The organism is Ralstonia sp. 110700041-2, assembly GCF_056280165.1.
On the sequence record NZ_JBSFAI010000001.1, the window covers coordinates 375413 to 389208 of the forward strand.

Sequence of the window (13796 nt, forward strand, 5' to 3'; positions counted from 1 at the left end):
AATCATGAACCGCATGAGCGCTTTCTTCGCGGCCAGTTGGCTGGCCGCCGCACTGCTGTACTTTGGCCAACACTCGTTGCCGCTGACCGCGCTCTCGGGTGTGGTCTTGCTGGCCGGCTTCGATCTGCTGCGTCCGTGAAGCTTTAGCGGCTGCGGTGCTGCGCCCGGTATTGCAGTGGGCTGCAACTGCGGTCGGCAGAAAACGCGCGACTCAGTGCGCTGACGCTGCCGTAGCCGCATTCATCGGCAATGTGGTCGAGCGGCTGCCGGCCCGTTCGCAGCAGAAACGCCGCCAGTTCCAGCCGCAGCATCGCCACGTAACGCCGCAGATTGCTGCCGGTGGCGGCGGCAAAGCGGCGCGTCAAGCTTCGCTCGCTCATCGCTGCCTGGGCGGCCAGTTCCGGCAATGCAGGTGGCGCCGCCAGTTCCCGCTCCACGATCTCCTGGATGGCCAGGATGGCCACATCGCCGTGGCGCTTGAACTGAGCCGTCCATACGGCCATGTGTTCGTATGACGGCAAGGATTGCGTGAGCGCCGTGCGCAGCATCCGCCGCGATGCGCCCGCCCCGCGGCAGTGATCGATGACGTACGCGCAGGCGTCCACAGCGGGGTTGATGCCACTGACGGTGATGATGCGGCCATCCACCGCCAGGGGCCGGTCGGGCGTGTAATGCACGTTGGGAAAATGCCGTGCAAACCAGGCGCGCTCGCTCGCCAGCCCGGTCGCTCTACAACCATCAAGCAGTCCAGCCTTGGCGAACAGCGGCGCCGCGTTCATGCCAACGACCAGGGCGCCAGCCTCATAGCGCCTGCGCAGCCAATCGGCGATGTGCGCCTCTTCCGCATCCAATGCCGCCTCGGGGGCGAACTGTGCGGGCACGATCACGACGTCGTAGGCTGCATCGGTCAACGCGGCGGTGGCGGGCACGGCCATCTCGCCAAAGCTCTGGACGGCTGCCCCATCCGCAGACAGCAGATCGATATCGAAGAGCCGGCTGCCCATCACATCCACGCTGCGCGCCTGCATGGTGCCGGCAACCAGCAGCATCTCCTGGGTGAGGAATACATATCCGGCAAACAGGTGCGGCGGCAGCAGGATGGCGATACGCGCCCGCGCGTGCAGACCGGGGCGTTTGGAGGCAGCTTTCGGCTGGCGCTTCATATCAAGAAGGTGGCGATCCGGATCAACCGGAATTGTCGCGGCCTTGTTGAAATACGGCAACCCGTCTGCCGCCCATTCTGGAGCCGCCATGATTGCCCGCACGCTGTTCGATGCTGAACACGACACCCTCCGTGAATCCGTCCGCCGCTTCATCGACGCCGAGGTCCTGCCCCACCACGAGCGCTGGGAAGACCAGGGCTACGTCGACCGCGTCATCTGGGAGAAGGCGGCCGCCGCTGGCTACCACTGCGCCAGCATGCCGGAAGCCTACGGCGGTGCGGGTGCCGATATCCGCTACAGCACCGTGCTGATCGAAGAGATCGCCCGCGCGGGCGCCACGGGCCTGGGCTTTGGTCTGCACTCGGAAATCGTCGCGCCATATCTGCTGCACTACGGCAGCGAGGCGTTGAAGCGGCATTACCTGCCTAAGCTGGCGAGCGCCGAGATGATCGGCGCAATTGCGATGACGGAGCCTGGTGCCGGCTCCGACCTGCAAGGCGTGCGCACCACCGCCACGCGCAGCAGCGACGGCAGTCACTACGTCCTCAACGGCTCGAAGACCTTCATCACCAACGGCTGGCACGCGGATGTAGTGATCGTGGTGGCGCGCACCACGCCCGAAGGCGGCGCCAAGGGCACCAGTCTTTTTGTCGTCGACACCAGCATGGAGGGCTTCAGCAAAGGCAAGCGCCTGAAGAAGGTCGGCATGAAGGCGCAGGACACCGCAGAGCTGTTTTTCGACAACGTGCGCGTGCCCGCCGGCAACCTGCTCGGCGAGGAACATCGCGGTTTTGCCTACCTGATGCAGGAGTTGCCGTGGGAGCGCCTGCAAATTGCCATCACGGCCATCGCCTCGGCCGAAGGCGCGCTTGAATGGACGCTGCGCTACGTGCGCGAGCGCCAGGCCTTTGGCAAGTCCATCCTCGATTTCCAGACCGCGCGGCACGCGCTGGCGGAACTGAAAACCGAAGTGCAGATTGGCCGCGTGTTCGTCGACCAGTGCATCGCGCTCAAGCTGGCCGGCAAGCTCGATGCCGCCACCGCATCGATGGCCAAGTACTGGACCACCGACCTGCAATTCAAGGTGATGGACCGCTGCGTGCAACTGCACGGCGGCTACGGCTACATGTGGGAATACCCCATCGCCCGCGCGTGGGCTGATTCGCGCGTGCAGCAGATCTACGGCGGCACCAACGAGATCATGAAAGAGCTGATCGCCCGCACCCTTTAACGAGCACGACCATCAGGACGCAACGCTATGGAAGCCTATATCTACGACGCCGTGCGCACCCCGCGCGGCAAGGGCAAGAAGGACGGCAGCCTGCACGGTGTCACGCCGCTGCGCCTGGCCGCGACCGCGCTGCGCGCCATCCGCGATCGCAACCAGCTCGACACGGCATTGGTGGACGACGTCGTGCTCGGCTGCGTGGAACCCGTGGGCGAACAGGGCGCGTGCATCGGCCGCGTGGCAGTGCTGTCCGCCGGCTATGCCGAGACCACGGCCGGCGTGCAGATCAACCGCTTCTGCGCCTCGGGCCTGGAGGCCTGCAACATGGCCGCTGCGCAGGTGATGGCCGGGCAGAGCGATTTCGCCATCGGCGGCGGCGTGGAGAGCATGTCGCGCGTGCCGATGGGCGCCAGCGGCGGCGCGTGGCCGGTCGACCCGGCGGCCGCCATCCCGCTGTACTTCGTGCCGCAAGGCGTGTCGGCCGACACCATCGCCACCAAGTGGGGCTACAGCCGCCATGACGTCGACGCCTACGCCGCAGAGAGCCACCGCCGCGCGCATGCGGCCAGCACGGCCGGCTGGTTCAAAGGCTCCATCGTGCCGGTGCGCGACCAGAACGGCCTGACCATCCTCGACCGCGACGAGATGATCCGCCCGCAGACCACCGTGGACACACTCGCGCAGCTCAAACCGTCGTTTGCGGAATTGGGCGAGCAATACGGCTTTGACGCGGTGATCCGCCAGCGCTATCCGGAACTGGAGCGCATCGAACACGTGCACCACGCGGGCAACAGCTCGGGCATCGTCGATGGCGCCGCGGCCGTGCTGATCGGCAGCCGCGAGGCCGGCAAGCGCGCGGGCCTGAAGCCACGTGCGCGCATCCGCAGCTTTGCAAGCATCGGCTCGGAGCCGTCGATCATGTTGACCGGGCCTTCGTACGCAGCAGAGAAGGCGCTCAAGCGGGCCGGCATGTCTGCATCCGACATCGACCTGTACGAACTGAACGAAGCCTTCGCCTCGGTCGTGCTGCGCTTCATGGAGGTGCTGGCCGTGCCGCATGACCGCATCAACGTCAACGGCGGCGCCATTGCGATGGGCCATCCGCTCGGTGCGACGGGCGCCATGATTCTCGGCACGCTGCTCGACGAGCTGGAACGCCGTGGGGCAAGCACCGGCCTGGCCACGCTGTGCGTCGGTGCCGGCATGGGCACCGCCACCATCATCGAACGCATTTAAGGAGCGTGCTGACATGATCGACATCACCATCGACACCGACGGCATCGCCACGCTCACGTGGAACCAGCCGGGCCGTGCACAGAACGTGCTCAACGGCGAAACCTGCGCCGCCTTCTTTGCCGCCATCGACCGCGTATGCGCGGATGCAAGCGTCAAGGGCATCCTCGTCACCTCCGCCAAGGCGGATTTCATTGCCGGCGGCGACCTCGAATGGCTGCAGGCCAGCGACGACGCAGCCACGTTGTATGAACGTACGTGCGAGCTGCACCGCATGCTGCGCAAGCTGGAAACGTGCGGCAAACCCGTGGCCGCCGCGCTGCCGGGCTCCACGCTGGGCGGCGGGCTGGAGATTGCGCTTGCCTGCCACTACCGCGTGGCGGCCGACAACGCCCGCGCGCGCTTCGGCCTGCCGGAAGTCACGCTGGGCCTGTTGCCGGGCGGCGGCGGCACGCAGCGTCTGCCGCGCCTGATTGGTGTGCAGAAGGCGCTGCCGATGCTGCTGGAGGGCAAGCGCATCAAGGCGGCCGAGGCGCTCAAGCTCGGCATTGTCGATGCGGTCGTCAACGCGGGGGAAGAAGCCGATGCTGCGCGCACGTGGCTGCTGGGCGAAGGCCAGACCAGCACGCAGCAACCGTGGGACATCAAGGGCTACAAGGTGCCCGGGGGCGCCATCTCCAGCCCCGCCGTGCAGCAGCTATTCACTGCGGCCAACGCCATGCTGCGGCAGAAGACCTACGGCAACTATCCGGCAGCGGCCAGTATCCTGTCGTGCGTGTACGAGGGGCTCATCACCGATCTCGATACGGGCCTCAAAACCGAGGCACGCTACTTCGTGCAGGCGGTGCTGTCGCCGGAGGCACGGGCGATGATCCGTACCCTCTTCTTCAGCCTGAACGCGGCCAACAAGCTGGCCGCGCGCCCCGCCGATGTGCCGGTGCGCCGCTACGCCAAGGTGGGCGTGCTGGGTGCGGGCATGATGGGCGCCGGCATCGCTTACGTCACCGCCAAGGCGGGGCTGCCTGTCGTGCTGCTCGACACCACGCAGGAAGCCGCCGAACGCGGCAAGGACTATTCCCGCAAGCTCGTCGAGAAACAGGTACAGCGCGGCCGCCTGCATGCCGACCAGGCCGAAGCGCTGCTCGCGCGCATCCAGCCCACCACGTCCTACGCCGACCTGGATGGCGCGGGGCTCGTCGTTGAAGCCGTGTTCGAGCAGCGCGAGATCAAGGCCGACGTGACGCGCCAGGCAGAAGCCGTGCTGTCGCCGGAAACCATCTTCGCGTCCAACACGTCTACGCTGCCGATTACGGGTCTGGCCGAAGCCAGCCAGCGTCCGGGCAACTTCATCGGGCTGCATTTCTTCTCGCCGGTCGACAAGATGCCGCTGGTGGAGGTGATCGTCGCCCGGCAGACCACGCGCGCCACGCTGGCGCAAGCGCTCGATTACGTCAAGGCGATCGGCATGAGGCCCATCGTTGTCAATGACAGCCGCGGCTTCTATACGAGCCGCGTGTTTTCGACCTACGTGCTGGAAGGCCTGGCGATGCTTGCCGAAGGCGTGGCGCCTGCGCTGATCGAAAACGCCGGGCTGCTGGCCGGCATGCCGGTGGGGCCGCTTGCGTTGATCGATGAGGTTTCCAGTGAACTGATCCACAAGGTCAACCAGCAGACCCGCGCGGACCTGGGCGCCGCCTACATCGAGCGCCCGGGCGAAGCCGTGGCCGAGCGCATGGTGGCGCTGGGTCGCATCGGCCGCAAGGCCGGCCAGGGCTTCTACGACTATCCGGAAGGCGGCAGGAAGGCGCTATGGTCGGGGCTGGCGAACGAGTACCCCGCAGCGGCTGCGCAACCCGACGTGCAGACGCTCGTCGATCGGCTCATCACCGTGCAGGCCGTAGAAACCGCACGCTGCCTGGATGAACGCGTGGTAACCGATCCACGCGATGCCGATGTGGGTGCGCTGCTCGGTTGGGGATTCCCGGCATTCCGCGGCGGGCCGGTTTCGCACATCCATCGGGTTGGGGTCAGCGCATTTGTCGAGCTGTGCGATCGGCTGGCTGCGCAGCACGGCCGCCGCTTCGCGCCGCCAGCCCTGCTGCGCGACATGGCAGACAAACACGCCGCGTTTTACGAACGCTGACCCGCCGGCGCCCGCGTGCCCCCTGCGCGCGGCGCTTCTCTCCGCAGGCGTTGCGCCGCACAAACAGCAACCCACGGTAAGTCCGGGTGTTGCCTGCCAAAAGCAAACGATTGCGCTCCTGCTGCCCTGCTTCCACGGTCGGGTTAAGACACATGCGGCCCGCTCCGATATAGAGTGAGATGCACATGAATTGCCGACACCCAGGCACGCGGCACGCGTGCCCTAGGCAACTGGACACGCAACCGCTGGAGTGGGGATGCCCGCAGAGCAATCGAAGGCCTCTTCTGGTGGCACGACAGATACCCCGCCACGGCAACGATGGCGGAGCAAACTGTTGTCGCCGCTCAACATCGGTGCGGTCGTGGGCCTGCTGTTCATCTGGTCGTTCACGTTCCATCAACTCACCCTAGAGCACGACAGGCTGATACGCGATGCGCAGGCCCGCACGCAGGTTGAGGCACGGGCATTTGGTGAATACTCGCTTGGCAGCGTGCGGCGCGTGTCGGAGTTCTTGCTCGATCTGCGCGCGAGTTGGCTGGCCGGCCGCGAAGTATTCGAGCATGTTATCCGCGAGCGGCAGGAGACCGTGCGCGACCTGACCTTCCAGGTTTCCGTGATCGACGAGAACGGGATGCTGCTCTACTCCAGCATCGGCCCCACAACAGAACGCGTCGACCTGAGCCAGCGCGAGCACTTTCGCGTCCACAAGGATTCGGGCGGACGCGACGTGCTCTTCATCAGCGATCCGGTGCAAGGCAAGGTCTCGAAAAAGTGGTCGATCCAGTTCACACGGCCCATCCTCAGGGCCGGGCAGTTTGCCGGCGTCGTCGTCGTGTCGGTCAGCCCGGAACAGTTCGCCAGCTTCGCCAATACGCTGGCCGTGGGCAAGGACGGGGCGGCCACGATCATCCGCGAGTCAGGTCAGGTCCTGGCCCGCGTGCCCAACCCGACCGCGGGTATCGAAAAGCCGCCGCGCCGCCGCCAGTTCAACCAGCCGGGCGCGCTGGAAACGGGCAGCTACCGCGTGGTGTCGGGCACCGACGGCGTGGAGCGCATCATCGGCTATCACCATGTGCCGGAGATCGGGCTCTACTTTCTGGTGGGCGAGTCGGTGGCCTCGGTGCTGGCGCCTTACGACGGCTATCGGCGCACCGCGCTGGTCGAGGCGGCCGCCTCCACCTTGCTCCTCGCGCTGCTGTATTTCACGCTGCGTCGCCGGGGTGCAGAGCGCAAGCGGCACATCGAAGATCTGCGCCTGGCCTCCATGGTCTATGCGTCGAGCAGCGAGGCGATGATGGTGACGTCCCTCGACGGGCACGTGATCGACGTGAACCCCGCCTTTACCGTCACCACCGGCTATTCAGCGCAGGAGTTCAAGGGCCAGTCCAGCGACGCCATCCGCTCCGAATGCAACGAGCGCGCCGTGATCGACGCCATGCGCGAGGGTGTCTCAACCAAGGGCACGTGGAGCGGCGAGTACCTGATCCGCCGCAAGGACGGCAGCGAATTCCCCGCGCTGCTCACCATCGACACGTTTGCCGACAGCACGCTGGGCGAGCCGCGCCGGGTTGTGCTGATCCACGACATGACGGAGAAGAAGCGGGCCGAAGAGGTCATCTGGCGGCAGGCCAACTTCGATGCGCTCACCGATCTGCCCAACCGGCACATGTTCTACAACCGCCTGCGCCACGAGATCGCGCGAGCGCGTCAGGCATCTACACAGCTCGCGCTGCTGTTCATCGATCTTGACCGCTTCAAGGAAGTGAACGACACGCTCGGTCATGACCAGGGCGACGTCCTGCTCAAGGAGATCGCCCGGCGCATCTCGGCCATCGTTCGCGGCACCGATACGGTCGCGCGGCTGGCGGGCGACGAGTTCACCATCATCCTGCCGGACCTGCCTGATGCCGGCGCGGCCACGCCCATCATCCGCGCCCTGCTCGCACGCATTGCGGCGCCGCTGCAGCTTGGTGAGGAAAGCGTGGAAGTATCGGCCAGCATTGGCGTGGCACTGTACCCGCGCGATGCCGACAGCGCGGAATCGTTGCTCGTGCGCGCAGACCAGGCCATGTTTGCGGCCAAGAGCGCGGGGCGCAATCAATGGGCCGTCTTTACCCCGGCATTGCAGCGCGCCGAGCAGGAACGCCTGCGCGTGACCAGCGATTTGCGCGTGGCGCTCACGCAGGGCCAGCTTGCGGTGCACTATCAGCCGATCGTCGATCTGTTGACGGGCAAGGTGCGCAAGGCAGAGGCGCTGATCCGCTGGACGCACCCCGTGCGGGGCGAGATCGATCCGGCGGATTTCATACCGGTGGCCGAAGACAGCGGGCTGATCGTCGAAATCGGCAAGTGGGTGCTGAACCAGGCGCTGGATCAGCTCACGCAATGGCACGCCACGCTCGACAACACGCTGCAGGTGTCGGTCAACAAATCGCCGCTGGAGTTCCGCGCGCACCAGTCGAGCAACGAGTCCTGGCCCAAGGTGGTGGAGCGCCGGGGGCTTCCACCGCACAGCCTGGTCGTCGAAATTACCGAAGGCTCGTTGATGGCCGACAGCGCCGAGGTGGTCGAGCACCTGCACGAGTTCAGGCGCGCGGGTGTTGACATCGCGCTCGACGATTTCGGCACGGGCTATTCGTCGCTGTCGTATCTCAAGCGCTTCGACATCAACTACATCAAGATCGACCAGTCTTTCGTGCGCAGCCTCGCAGATGACCCGAAGGACATCGCGCTGTGCAGCGCCATCGTGAGCATGGCGCACGCGCTGCGCATCAAGGTCATCGCGGAGGGCATCGAAACCGAGGAGCAGAAGGCGATCCTGGTGGCGGCAGGTTGTGACTACGGCCAGGGCCACCTCTTCTGCCCGCCGGTGCCGCCGGCAGCGTTTGCAGCCTTTGTGGTCAAAAGGCAGCAGCTTGCGGAAACCTGACCGTCTTTCAGCCGCCGCGCACGGCCCGCGCAAAGGCCTGCACCACATCGGCAGACGCATCGGTGATGGCCCAGTAGCCCATGCCGGCGCTGCGCCAGACCATCAACTGGTAGCCGCGCTCGGTGCGCAGCGCGGGCTCGGTATCACTGCCCGCCTCGGGGCGTACGTACATATCGACGGGATGCTGCGCCGAGCGGTAGACCAGTACCGCCACCGGGCGTCCGTCGATGTAGTCCAGCCGCCCGCCGATGAGCGGGAAACCGCGTGCGGCAAGGTCAGTCACGGGCGGCGCATAGTCGATGCGGCCGTTGAACCACGGCTTGACCGTGTGGCGATCCGATGACAGCACATCCGTCTCCCGCGCGCCCAGCAGCGCCCGCACGTGGCTTGCGGTGATGTCGTGCGCGGTGAGCGCAGCCATATCGGGTCGGCCAACCAGCACGCCCACACCGAGTGCCACGGCCGCGAGCGCGGCTGCGCCCAATCCCAAGCCGAGCCCCCGCGATGGCGTGATCAACCAATTGGCCAAGCGCTGCCATGGAAATTCCGTCCGGCGCGGCGCGCCCGCACGGGTCGATTCGGGTCGCACGCCGGACTCTGCCTGCACGGCCTGCAATACACGTTCGCTCAAACCCGCCGGCGCCTTCATGTACAGCGCCGGCGCACGCAGCCCCTGGCGCAGCGCACGCGCCACGCCATCGTGGCGCACTGCGATGTCGGTGCAAGCGGCACACGTGCCCAGATGCGTTTCCATGCGCAGGCTGTCGGCCGCACCGAGTTCGCCATCGGCGCGGGCAGCCAGCAGCGCGCGGATGTCGTCACAGTTCATGGCGGGCCTCCTTCGTGCTGTTTCCCATGCCGCCCGATGCGCGGATGGGTGTCACATTGGTGCGCGGTGGCGCGTTGTCTTCCGTCAATAGGCGTGCGAGTTGCTGCCGCGCACGTGCCAGCCGCGACATGACCGTGCCGATGGGCGCGTCGACCACGGCGGCAATGTCGCGGTACGGCAGGTCTTCCAGCTCGCGCAGCACGAGCACCTCGCGATACGGCACGGGCAACTGCGCCAGCGCGGCATGCACGCGGCGCACATCGTCGATGCGGGCGAGCAGCGCGGCGGGGTCGACACCGTAGCTGGCGCTGTCGTCATTCGCCTGGCCTGCTGCATCGTCATCCCATGGCTGGGCCGGGGCCTGCTTGCGGCGCGCGCATTCCGAGAACCACGTGTTGCGCACGATGGCGAGCAGCCACGGACGGCCATCGCCGCCGCGAAACCCGCCGAACAGCCGGAACGCGCGCAGGCAGGCTTCCTGAACGATGTCGTCGGCGTCTTGCGCGTCGCCCGAGAGCCAGCGTGCCAGGTTGTAGGCGGCGTCGACATGCGGCAACACCGCCTGCGCAAAGCGCTGCGCGTCGGTGGGCAGATCGAGCATGGGGTCTGGCAGGTCGGGCATGGCAGCCTAGAGGCGGTTGACCTCCGTATACCTGGGTGCAATCCAGTTTATTCCCGCCCCGAAGAAATTTTGTGAAAACGCGAATCTTATGGAATACGCGGGCACGCCGGCCGGTATGACAGGCAGGACCGGCGCTTCCTCCATTTCCATCGCGCTGGGCCCACTTCCCATACTCAGCCATCTATTGCAGGGGACACCCATGAGCAAGCAACCCGGACGACGCCAGTTCCTGCAACTGGCCGCGGTCGGCGGTCTGGTGTACGCATCCGGCCTGCCCGGCTGGCAGGCAATGGCGGCCACCACGCGCGCCGCCGGCGCCAAGCCAGACGATTTCTATTTCGTGCAGTTATCGGACACGCACTGGGGCTTCAAGGGCGCGCCGAACCCGGATTCGCAAGGCACGCTGCCCAAGGCGATTGCGGCGGTGAATGCGCTGTCGCCGGCGCCGGATTTCGTCATCTTCACGGGCGACCTCAGCCACATCAGCGACGACCCTGCCGAGCGCCGCAAGCGCTTGGCCGAATTTCGCGACATTGCCGCGCAGATCAAGGTGCCGGTTGTGCACTACATGCCGGGCGAGCACGACGCTTCGCTCGACAACGGCGAGGCCTATATCGAACTCTTCGGCCGCACGCATTACTCGTTCGATCACAAGGGCGTGCACTTCATCGCCATCGACAACGTGTCCGACCCGTCCGCCCGTGTGGGCGATGCACAACTCGTGTGGCTGGCGGCGGATGTGCGTTCCGTGCCTGAGCACACACCCATCGTCGTGTTCACGCACCGGCCGCTGTTCGACCTGTACCCGCAATGGGACTGGGCCACGCGCGATGGCCAGCAGGTCATCGACTTGCTGATGCCGCACCCGAACGTGACGGTGTTCTACGGCCACATCCACCAGGAGCATCACCACATGACCGGGCACATCGCGCACCACTCCGCGCGCTCGTTGATGTTCCCGCTGCCCGCGCCGGGCTCGCAGGCCAAGCGCAACCCGATCCCGTGGGATGCTGCCGCACCGTACCGCGGCCTGGGCTGGCGCAGCATCGCCGAGCACGGCAAGCAGGATGCCGCCACCTGGGCGTTGGCCGAGCAGCCGATCCAACCCAACAGCGAAGCCACTGCCACCAAAACCCCGGAGACCACCTGACATGCGCGCCTTCATCGCACACAACCCCAAGCGCCGGCTGGCGCTGCGTCAGTTCACCGTGCTTGCGGCGGGTGCGGCGCTCGCCTGCGTTGCGCACGGCGAGGGCCCGACGGTCATCCGCGTGCACGCGCGCAAGTTCACGTTCACGCCCGACAAGATCACGCTCAAGCGCGGCGTGCCCGTGGTGTTCGAACTGACCGGGCAAGACATCCTGATGGGTTTTTCGATTCCGGATTTCAACGTACGGGCCGATGTGGTGCCGGGGCAGACCGTGCGGCTGGCGCTCACACCCGACAAGACGGGGACGTTCGATTTCCTGTGCGACATCTTCTGCGGCTCGGGCCACGAGACGATGAATGGGACGTTAACCGTCACCTGAAGCGCAACGCCGCATACCCAACGCAAAACGCCCCGATCTGTTCGGGGCGTTTTCATCTGCGAGCGCCGCCTTAAGCCAGCGCGTCCCGCTCGGCCAGGGTCAGCAGCAGTTCGTCGAGCCGCTCCATGGTGGAGGTCATCCCGTCCTTCAACCCCATGTCGATGACCTTCTGCACGTCCTCTGGCGAGTTGTACAACACCACAGTCGTGACGAGGGTGCGTTCCTTCGCATCGGCAAAGGTGACATCCCAGCGGGCGCGGGGCAGATCCGGATTCACGGCGCCGGTTTCGTCAGAAAAAGCATCGAGCGCCGCATAGCCGTCGATCGGGTTGATCTTCTGATAGTCCAGGCGGCTCCAGAACGACTGTCCATCGGGGGTGATCATGGCGTAGTGCCAGTAGCCGCCTTCCTTGAATTCCATATGCTTGGTCTTGGTGGTGAGCGGCTTGGGCGCAAACCACTGATCGAGCAGTTCGCGCTTCGTATGGCAATCCCACACGAGCTGGCGCTTCGCCGCGAACTCTCGCCTCACGGTGAGGCTGCTCTTTTGCATGTCGACCACGAAATCAAACCGAAGATCAGCCTTCATTGCCTTCTCCTTGGAGTTTCTCTAAGAGGTTGTCCAGATTGCGGTACCTGCCCGTCCAGATCGCGTGCTGTTGCTCAAACCAGCGCTCGGCGGCGGCCAACTTCTTGCGCTCGAGCGTGCACGTCCGGATTCGGCCGCTCTTTTCCGAGCGGACCAGCCCGACGTCTTCCAGCACCCGCATGTGCTTCATGAAGGACGGCAGCGCCATGTCGAATGGTTCCGCCAGTTCACTTACCGACGCGGGCCCTTCACCGAGCCGTTGAATAACCGCCCTGCGCGTTGGGTCCGAAAGCGCGTGAAATACCGCGTCTAGCGCAATTCCATTGTTATCCATTTGGCTAACTATATACGCGAGAATGCGTTGATGCAACAAGGTTCAACAGCGTGTGGTGACACAGGTGGGCGGCCGGTCAGCATGCACACGTACCCATGCTAGGATGACCTTCCCCCCGGCAGCCGCCACACCGCTCATGACGACCATCTACGCGACCCTCGGCGTGCAGCCGGACGCCACCCTGGACGAAATCAAGCGCGCTTACCGCCGCGCCGCAATGAAGTGGCATCCCGACCGCAACCCCGGCCGAGAAGCCGAGGCCTATGCGGCGTTCCAGGAAATTCGCGAAGCCTACTCGATCCTCTCCGACGCTGAACAGCGCCGTGTCTACGACGAGGTATTCGCACAGGAAATGCAGCGCTGGCAAGCGGAGCGCGATGCCCAGGAAGCACAGGAGCGCGAAGCGCAACGCGAGCGCGAACGCCTTGCGCAGGAGCATTACGAAAAGATGGTCGCCATCGCCATGCGTTTTGCCGACGATGGCCACCATCGCGACGTCCTGTTCGGCGTGCTGCTCGGCAGGGACTGCGATGCAGAACTCGCCGCACGCATCGCCGACAGCGTGTGGGCCTTGCAGGAAGCACGGCGCTCCCCCAAGCCTGCAACGGAGGTGTCCGACGCGCAGCCAGCGCCCGCACCCGAAGACGCGGCCTCCAAAATCGACGAATCTGCAGTGCCGCGGCGTGCGTTCGAGTCGTTCTGGCAGGGGTTGTTTGGCTTGCGCCCATAGGTGCCGATTGGCCTGCCCGCTAACTGCGGGTGATTGGATGCAAGTTCGGCTCGCGCTGCGAGCAGGATCACCAAGGTCGCGCTGGTGGTGGCAGGCAACGCCTTCGTCATGAGCCAAACGTTTGCCGATTGCCATTTGTCGAGGTGCCAAGTTCATTGAGGCGCTGAGCCACATGGGAAACAAACGCCCGCGCCTCGCGACCATTAAAGGATTCATGTGGGCTGCCGATGAACAGATTGCGTCTGTTGCGGTTAATCAGCTTATTCGTCGTCATGCCCAACTATCCGCATTCTGGCTGTCGCATGGGTTTCCCGATCTGCCGGGCGTGGCGGGCGCTGCTGGCGCACGCCGTCATCTCCAGGCAATCAATGCTCAGCAATATCGAGCGCCCCGATCGACGGGCGGCCGCGAGAAGTCTTCCCTGCTTCGCGAGCCCAACCGGCTCATACCGAACCGAAAGCGAGCGT

At 65.5% G+C, this 13796-nt stretch carries 13 protein-coding genes; 8 read left to right on the forward strand and 5 right to left on the reverse strand.

Annotated features, from left to right (window positions below):
* The first annotated feature begins 4 nt into the window (after positions 1-4).
* The gene (locus ACUXH0_RS01750) at positions 5-139 is read left to right on the forward strand and encodes a hypothetical protein (RefSeq protein WP_004632518.1); all 135 of its coding nucleotides are present in this window, start codon (positions 5-7) and stop codon (positions 137-139) included.
* Between the two features lie 4 nt (positions 140-143).
* Here the strand turns inward: ACUXH0_RS01750 and ACUXH0_RS01755 are convergent, their stop codons facing one another.
* Entirely contained in the window at positions 144-1163 is a 1020-nt protein-coding gene (locus ACUXH0_RS01755; protein ID WP_182593656.1) for a GlxA family transcriptional regulator, read from the reverse strand.
* 88 nt (positions 1164-1251) lie between these two features.
* Between ACUXH0_RS01755 and ACUXH0_RS01760 the strand changes: the two genes are divergently transcribed.
* The 4 genes from ACUXH0_RS01760 to ACUXH0_RS01775 all read left to right on the forward strand — a co-directional run bounded on the left by ACUXH0_RS01760 (position 1252) and on the right by ACUXH0_RS01775 (position 8696).
* On the forward strand, positions 1252-2394 hold the full coding sequence (locus ACUXH0_RS01760; RefSeq protein WP_028866850.1) for an acyl-CoA dehydrogenase family protein: 1143 nt from the start codon (positions 1252-1254) through the stop codon (positions 2392-2394).
* Between the two features lie 27 nt (positions 2395-2421).
* On the forward strand, positions 2422-3627 hold the full coding sequence (locus ACUXH0_RS01765) for an acetyl-CoA C-acetyltransferase (protein WP_028866851.1): 1206 nt from the start codon (positions 2422-2424) through the stop codon (positions 3625-3627).
* Between the two features lie 13 nt (positions 3628-3640).
* Positions 3641-5767 (forward strand): 3-hydroxyacyl-CoA dehydrogenase NAD-binding domain-containing protein, encoded by a 2127-nt coding sequence (locus ACUXH0_RS01770; RefSeq protein ID WP_182593560.1) that lies wholly within the window; start codon positions 3641-3643, stop codon positions 5765-5767.
* 256 nt (positions 5768-6023) lie between these two features.
* The gene (locus ACUXH0_RS01775) at positions 6024-8696 is read left to right on the forward strand and encodes a bifunctional diguanylate cyclase/phosphodiesterase (RefSeq protein ID WP_028866867.1); all 2673 of its coding nucleotides are present in this window, start codon (positions 6024-6026) and stop codon (positions 8694-8696) included.
* A gap of 7 nt (positions 8697-8703) precedes the next feature.
* On the opposite strand, the gene ACUXH0_RS01780 is transcribed toward ACUXH0_RS01775, so the two are convergent.
* Together ACUXH0_RS01780 and ACUXH0_RS01785 are read right to left on the reverse strand one after the other, a co-directional pair.
* The gene (locus tag ACUXH0_RS01780; RefSeq protein ID WP_182593559.1) at positions 8704-9525 is read right to left on the reverse strand and encodes an anti-sigma factor family protein; all 822 of its coding nucleotides are present in this window, start codon (positions 9523-9525) and stop codon (positions 8704-8706) included.
* Positions 9515-10147: an RNA polymerase sigma factor gene (locus tag ACUXH0_RS01785; protein WP_024974398.1), complete on the reverse strand. Its 633-nt coding sequence runs from the start codon at positions 10145-10147 to the stop codon at positions 9515-9517. Before ACUXH0_RS01785 ends, ACUXH0_RS01780 begins: the two co-directional genes overlap by 11 nt.
* A 199-nt stretch (positions 10148-10346) precedes the next feature.
* On the opposite strand from ACUXH0_RS01785, the gene ACUXH0_RS01790 reads away from it, so the two are divergent.
* Together ACUXH0_RS01790 and ACUXH0_RS01795 are read left to right on the forward strand one after the other, a co-directional pair.
* Positions 10347-11297 (forward strand): metallophosphoesterase family protein, encoded by a 951-nt coding sequence (locus tag ACUXH0_RS01790; protein ID WP_065851798.1) that lies wholly within the window; start codon positions 10347-10349, stop codon positions 11295-11297.
* A 1-nt stretch (position 11298) separates the two neighbouring features.
* Positions 11299-11676, forward strand: coding sequence for a cupredoxin domain-containing protein (locus ACUXH0_RS01795; protein WP_065851800.1), 378 nt, complete (start codon positions 11299-11301; stop codon positions 11674-11676).
* A 70-nt stretch (positions 11677-11746) separates the two neighbouring features.
* On the opposite strand, the gene ACUXH0_RS01800 is transcribed toward ACUXH0_RS01795, so the two are convergent.
* Positions 11747-12265 carry an SRPBCC family protein gene (locus tag ACUXH0_RS01800; protein WP_004632497.1) on the reverse strand — a complete coding sequence of 173 codons (519 nt, stop codon included), beginning with the start codon at positions 12263-12265 and terminating at the stop codon, positions 11747-11749.
* Positions 12255-12599 carry an ArsR/SmtB family transcription factor gene (locus ACUXH0_RS01805; RefSeq protein WP_065851840.1) on the reverse strand — a complete coding sequence of 115 codons (345 nt, stop codon included), beginning with the start codon at positions 12597-12599 and terminating at the stop codon, positions 12255-12257. Before ACUXH0_RS01805 ends, ACUXH0_RS01800 begins: the two co-directional genes overlap by 11 nt.
* A gap of 103 nt (positions 12600-12702) precedes the next feature.
* Here ACUXH0_RS01805 and ACUXH0_RS01810 point away from each other — a divergent pair, with 103 nt between their 5' ends.
* Complete coding sequence (locus tag ACUXH0_RS01810; protein WP_259393647.1) at positions 12703-13329, forward strand: J domain-containing protein; 627 nt, start codon at positions 12703-12705, stop codon at positions 13327-13329.
* Positions 13330-13796 lie beyond the last annotated feature (467 nt).

Coding starts and splice junctions, on each gene's coding strand:
- ACUXH0_RS01755 (WP_182593656.1), bottom strand. CDS start 1,163: ATGAAGCGCCAGCCGAAAGCTGCCTCCAAACGCCCCGGTCTGCACGCG.
- ACUXH0_RS01760 (WP_028866850.1), top strand. CDS start 1,252: ATGATTGCCCGCACGCTGTTCGATGCTGAACACGACACCCTCCGTGAA.
- ACUXH0_RS01785 (WP_024974398.1), bottom strand. CDS start 10,147: ATGCCCGACCTGCCAGACCCCATGCTCGATCTGCCCACCGACGCGCAG.
- ACUXH0_RS01805 (WP_065851840.1), bottom strand. CDS start 12,599: ATGGATAACAATGGAATTGCGCTAGACGCGGTATTTCACGCGCTTTCG.
- ACUXH0_RS01765 (WP_028866851.1), top strand. CDS start 2,422: ATGGAAGCCTATATCTACGACGCCGTGCGCACCCCGCGCGGCAAGGGC.
- ACUXH0_RS01810 (WP_259393647.1), top strand. CDS start 12,703: ATGACCTTCCCCCCGGCAGCCGCCACACCGCTCATGACGACCATCTAC.
- ACUXH0_RS01770 (WP_182593560.1), top strand. CDS start 3,641: ATGATCGACATCACCATCGACACCGACGGCATCGCCACGCTCACGTGG.
- ACUXH0_RS01750 (WP_004632518.1), top strand. CDS start 5: ATGAACCGCATGAGCGCTTTCTTCGCGGCCAGTTGGCTGGCCGCCGCA.
- ACUXH0_RS01790 (WP_065851798.1), top strand. CDS start 10,347: ATGAGCAAGCAACCCGGACGACGCCAGTTCCTGCAACTGGCCGCGGTC.
- ACUXH0_RS01795 (WP_065851800.1), top strand. CDS start 11,299: ATGCGCGCCTTCATCGCACACAACCCCAAGCGCCGGCTGGCGCTGCGT.
- ACUXH0_RS01800 (WP_004632497.1), bottom strand. CDS start 12,265: ATGAAGGCTGATCTTCGGTTTGATTTCGTGGTCGACATGCAAAAGAGC.
- ACUXH0_RS01775 (WP_028866867.1), top strand. CDS start 6,024: ATGCCCGCAGAGCAATCGAAGGCCTCTTCTGGTGGCACGACAGATACC.
- ACUXH0_RS01780 (WP_182593559.1), bottom strand. CDS start 9,525: ATGAACTGTGACGACATCCGCGCGCTGCTGGCTGCCCGCGCCGATGGC.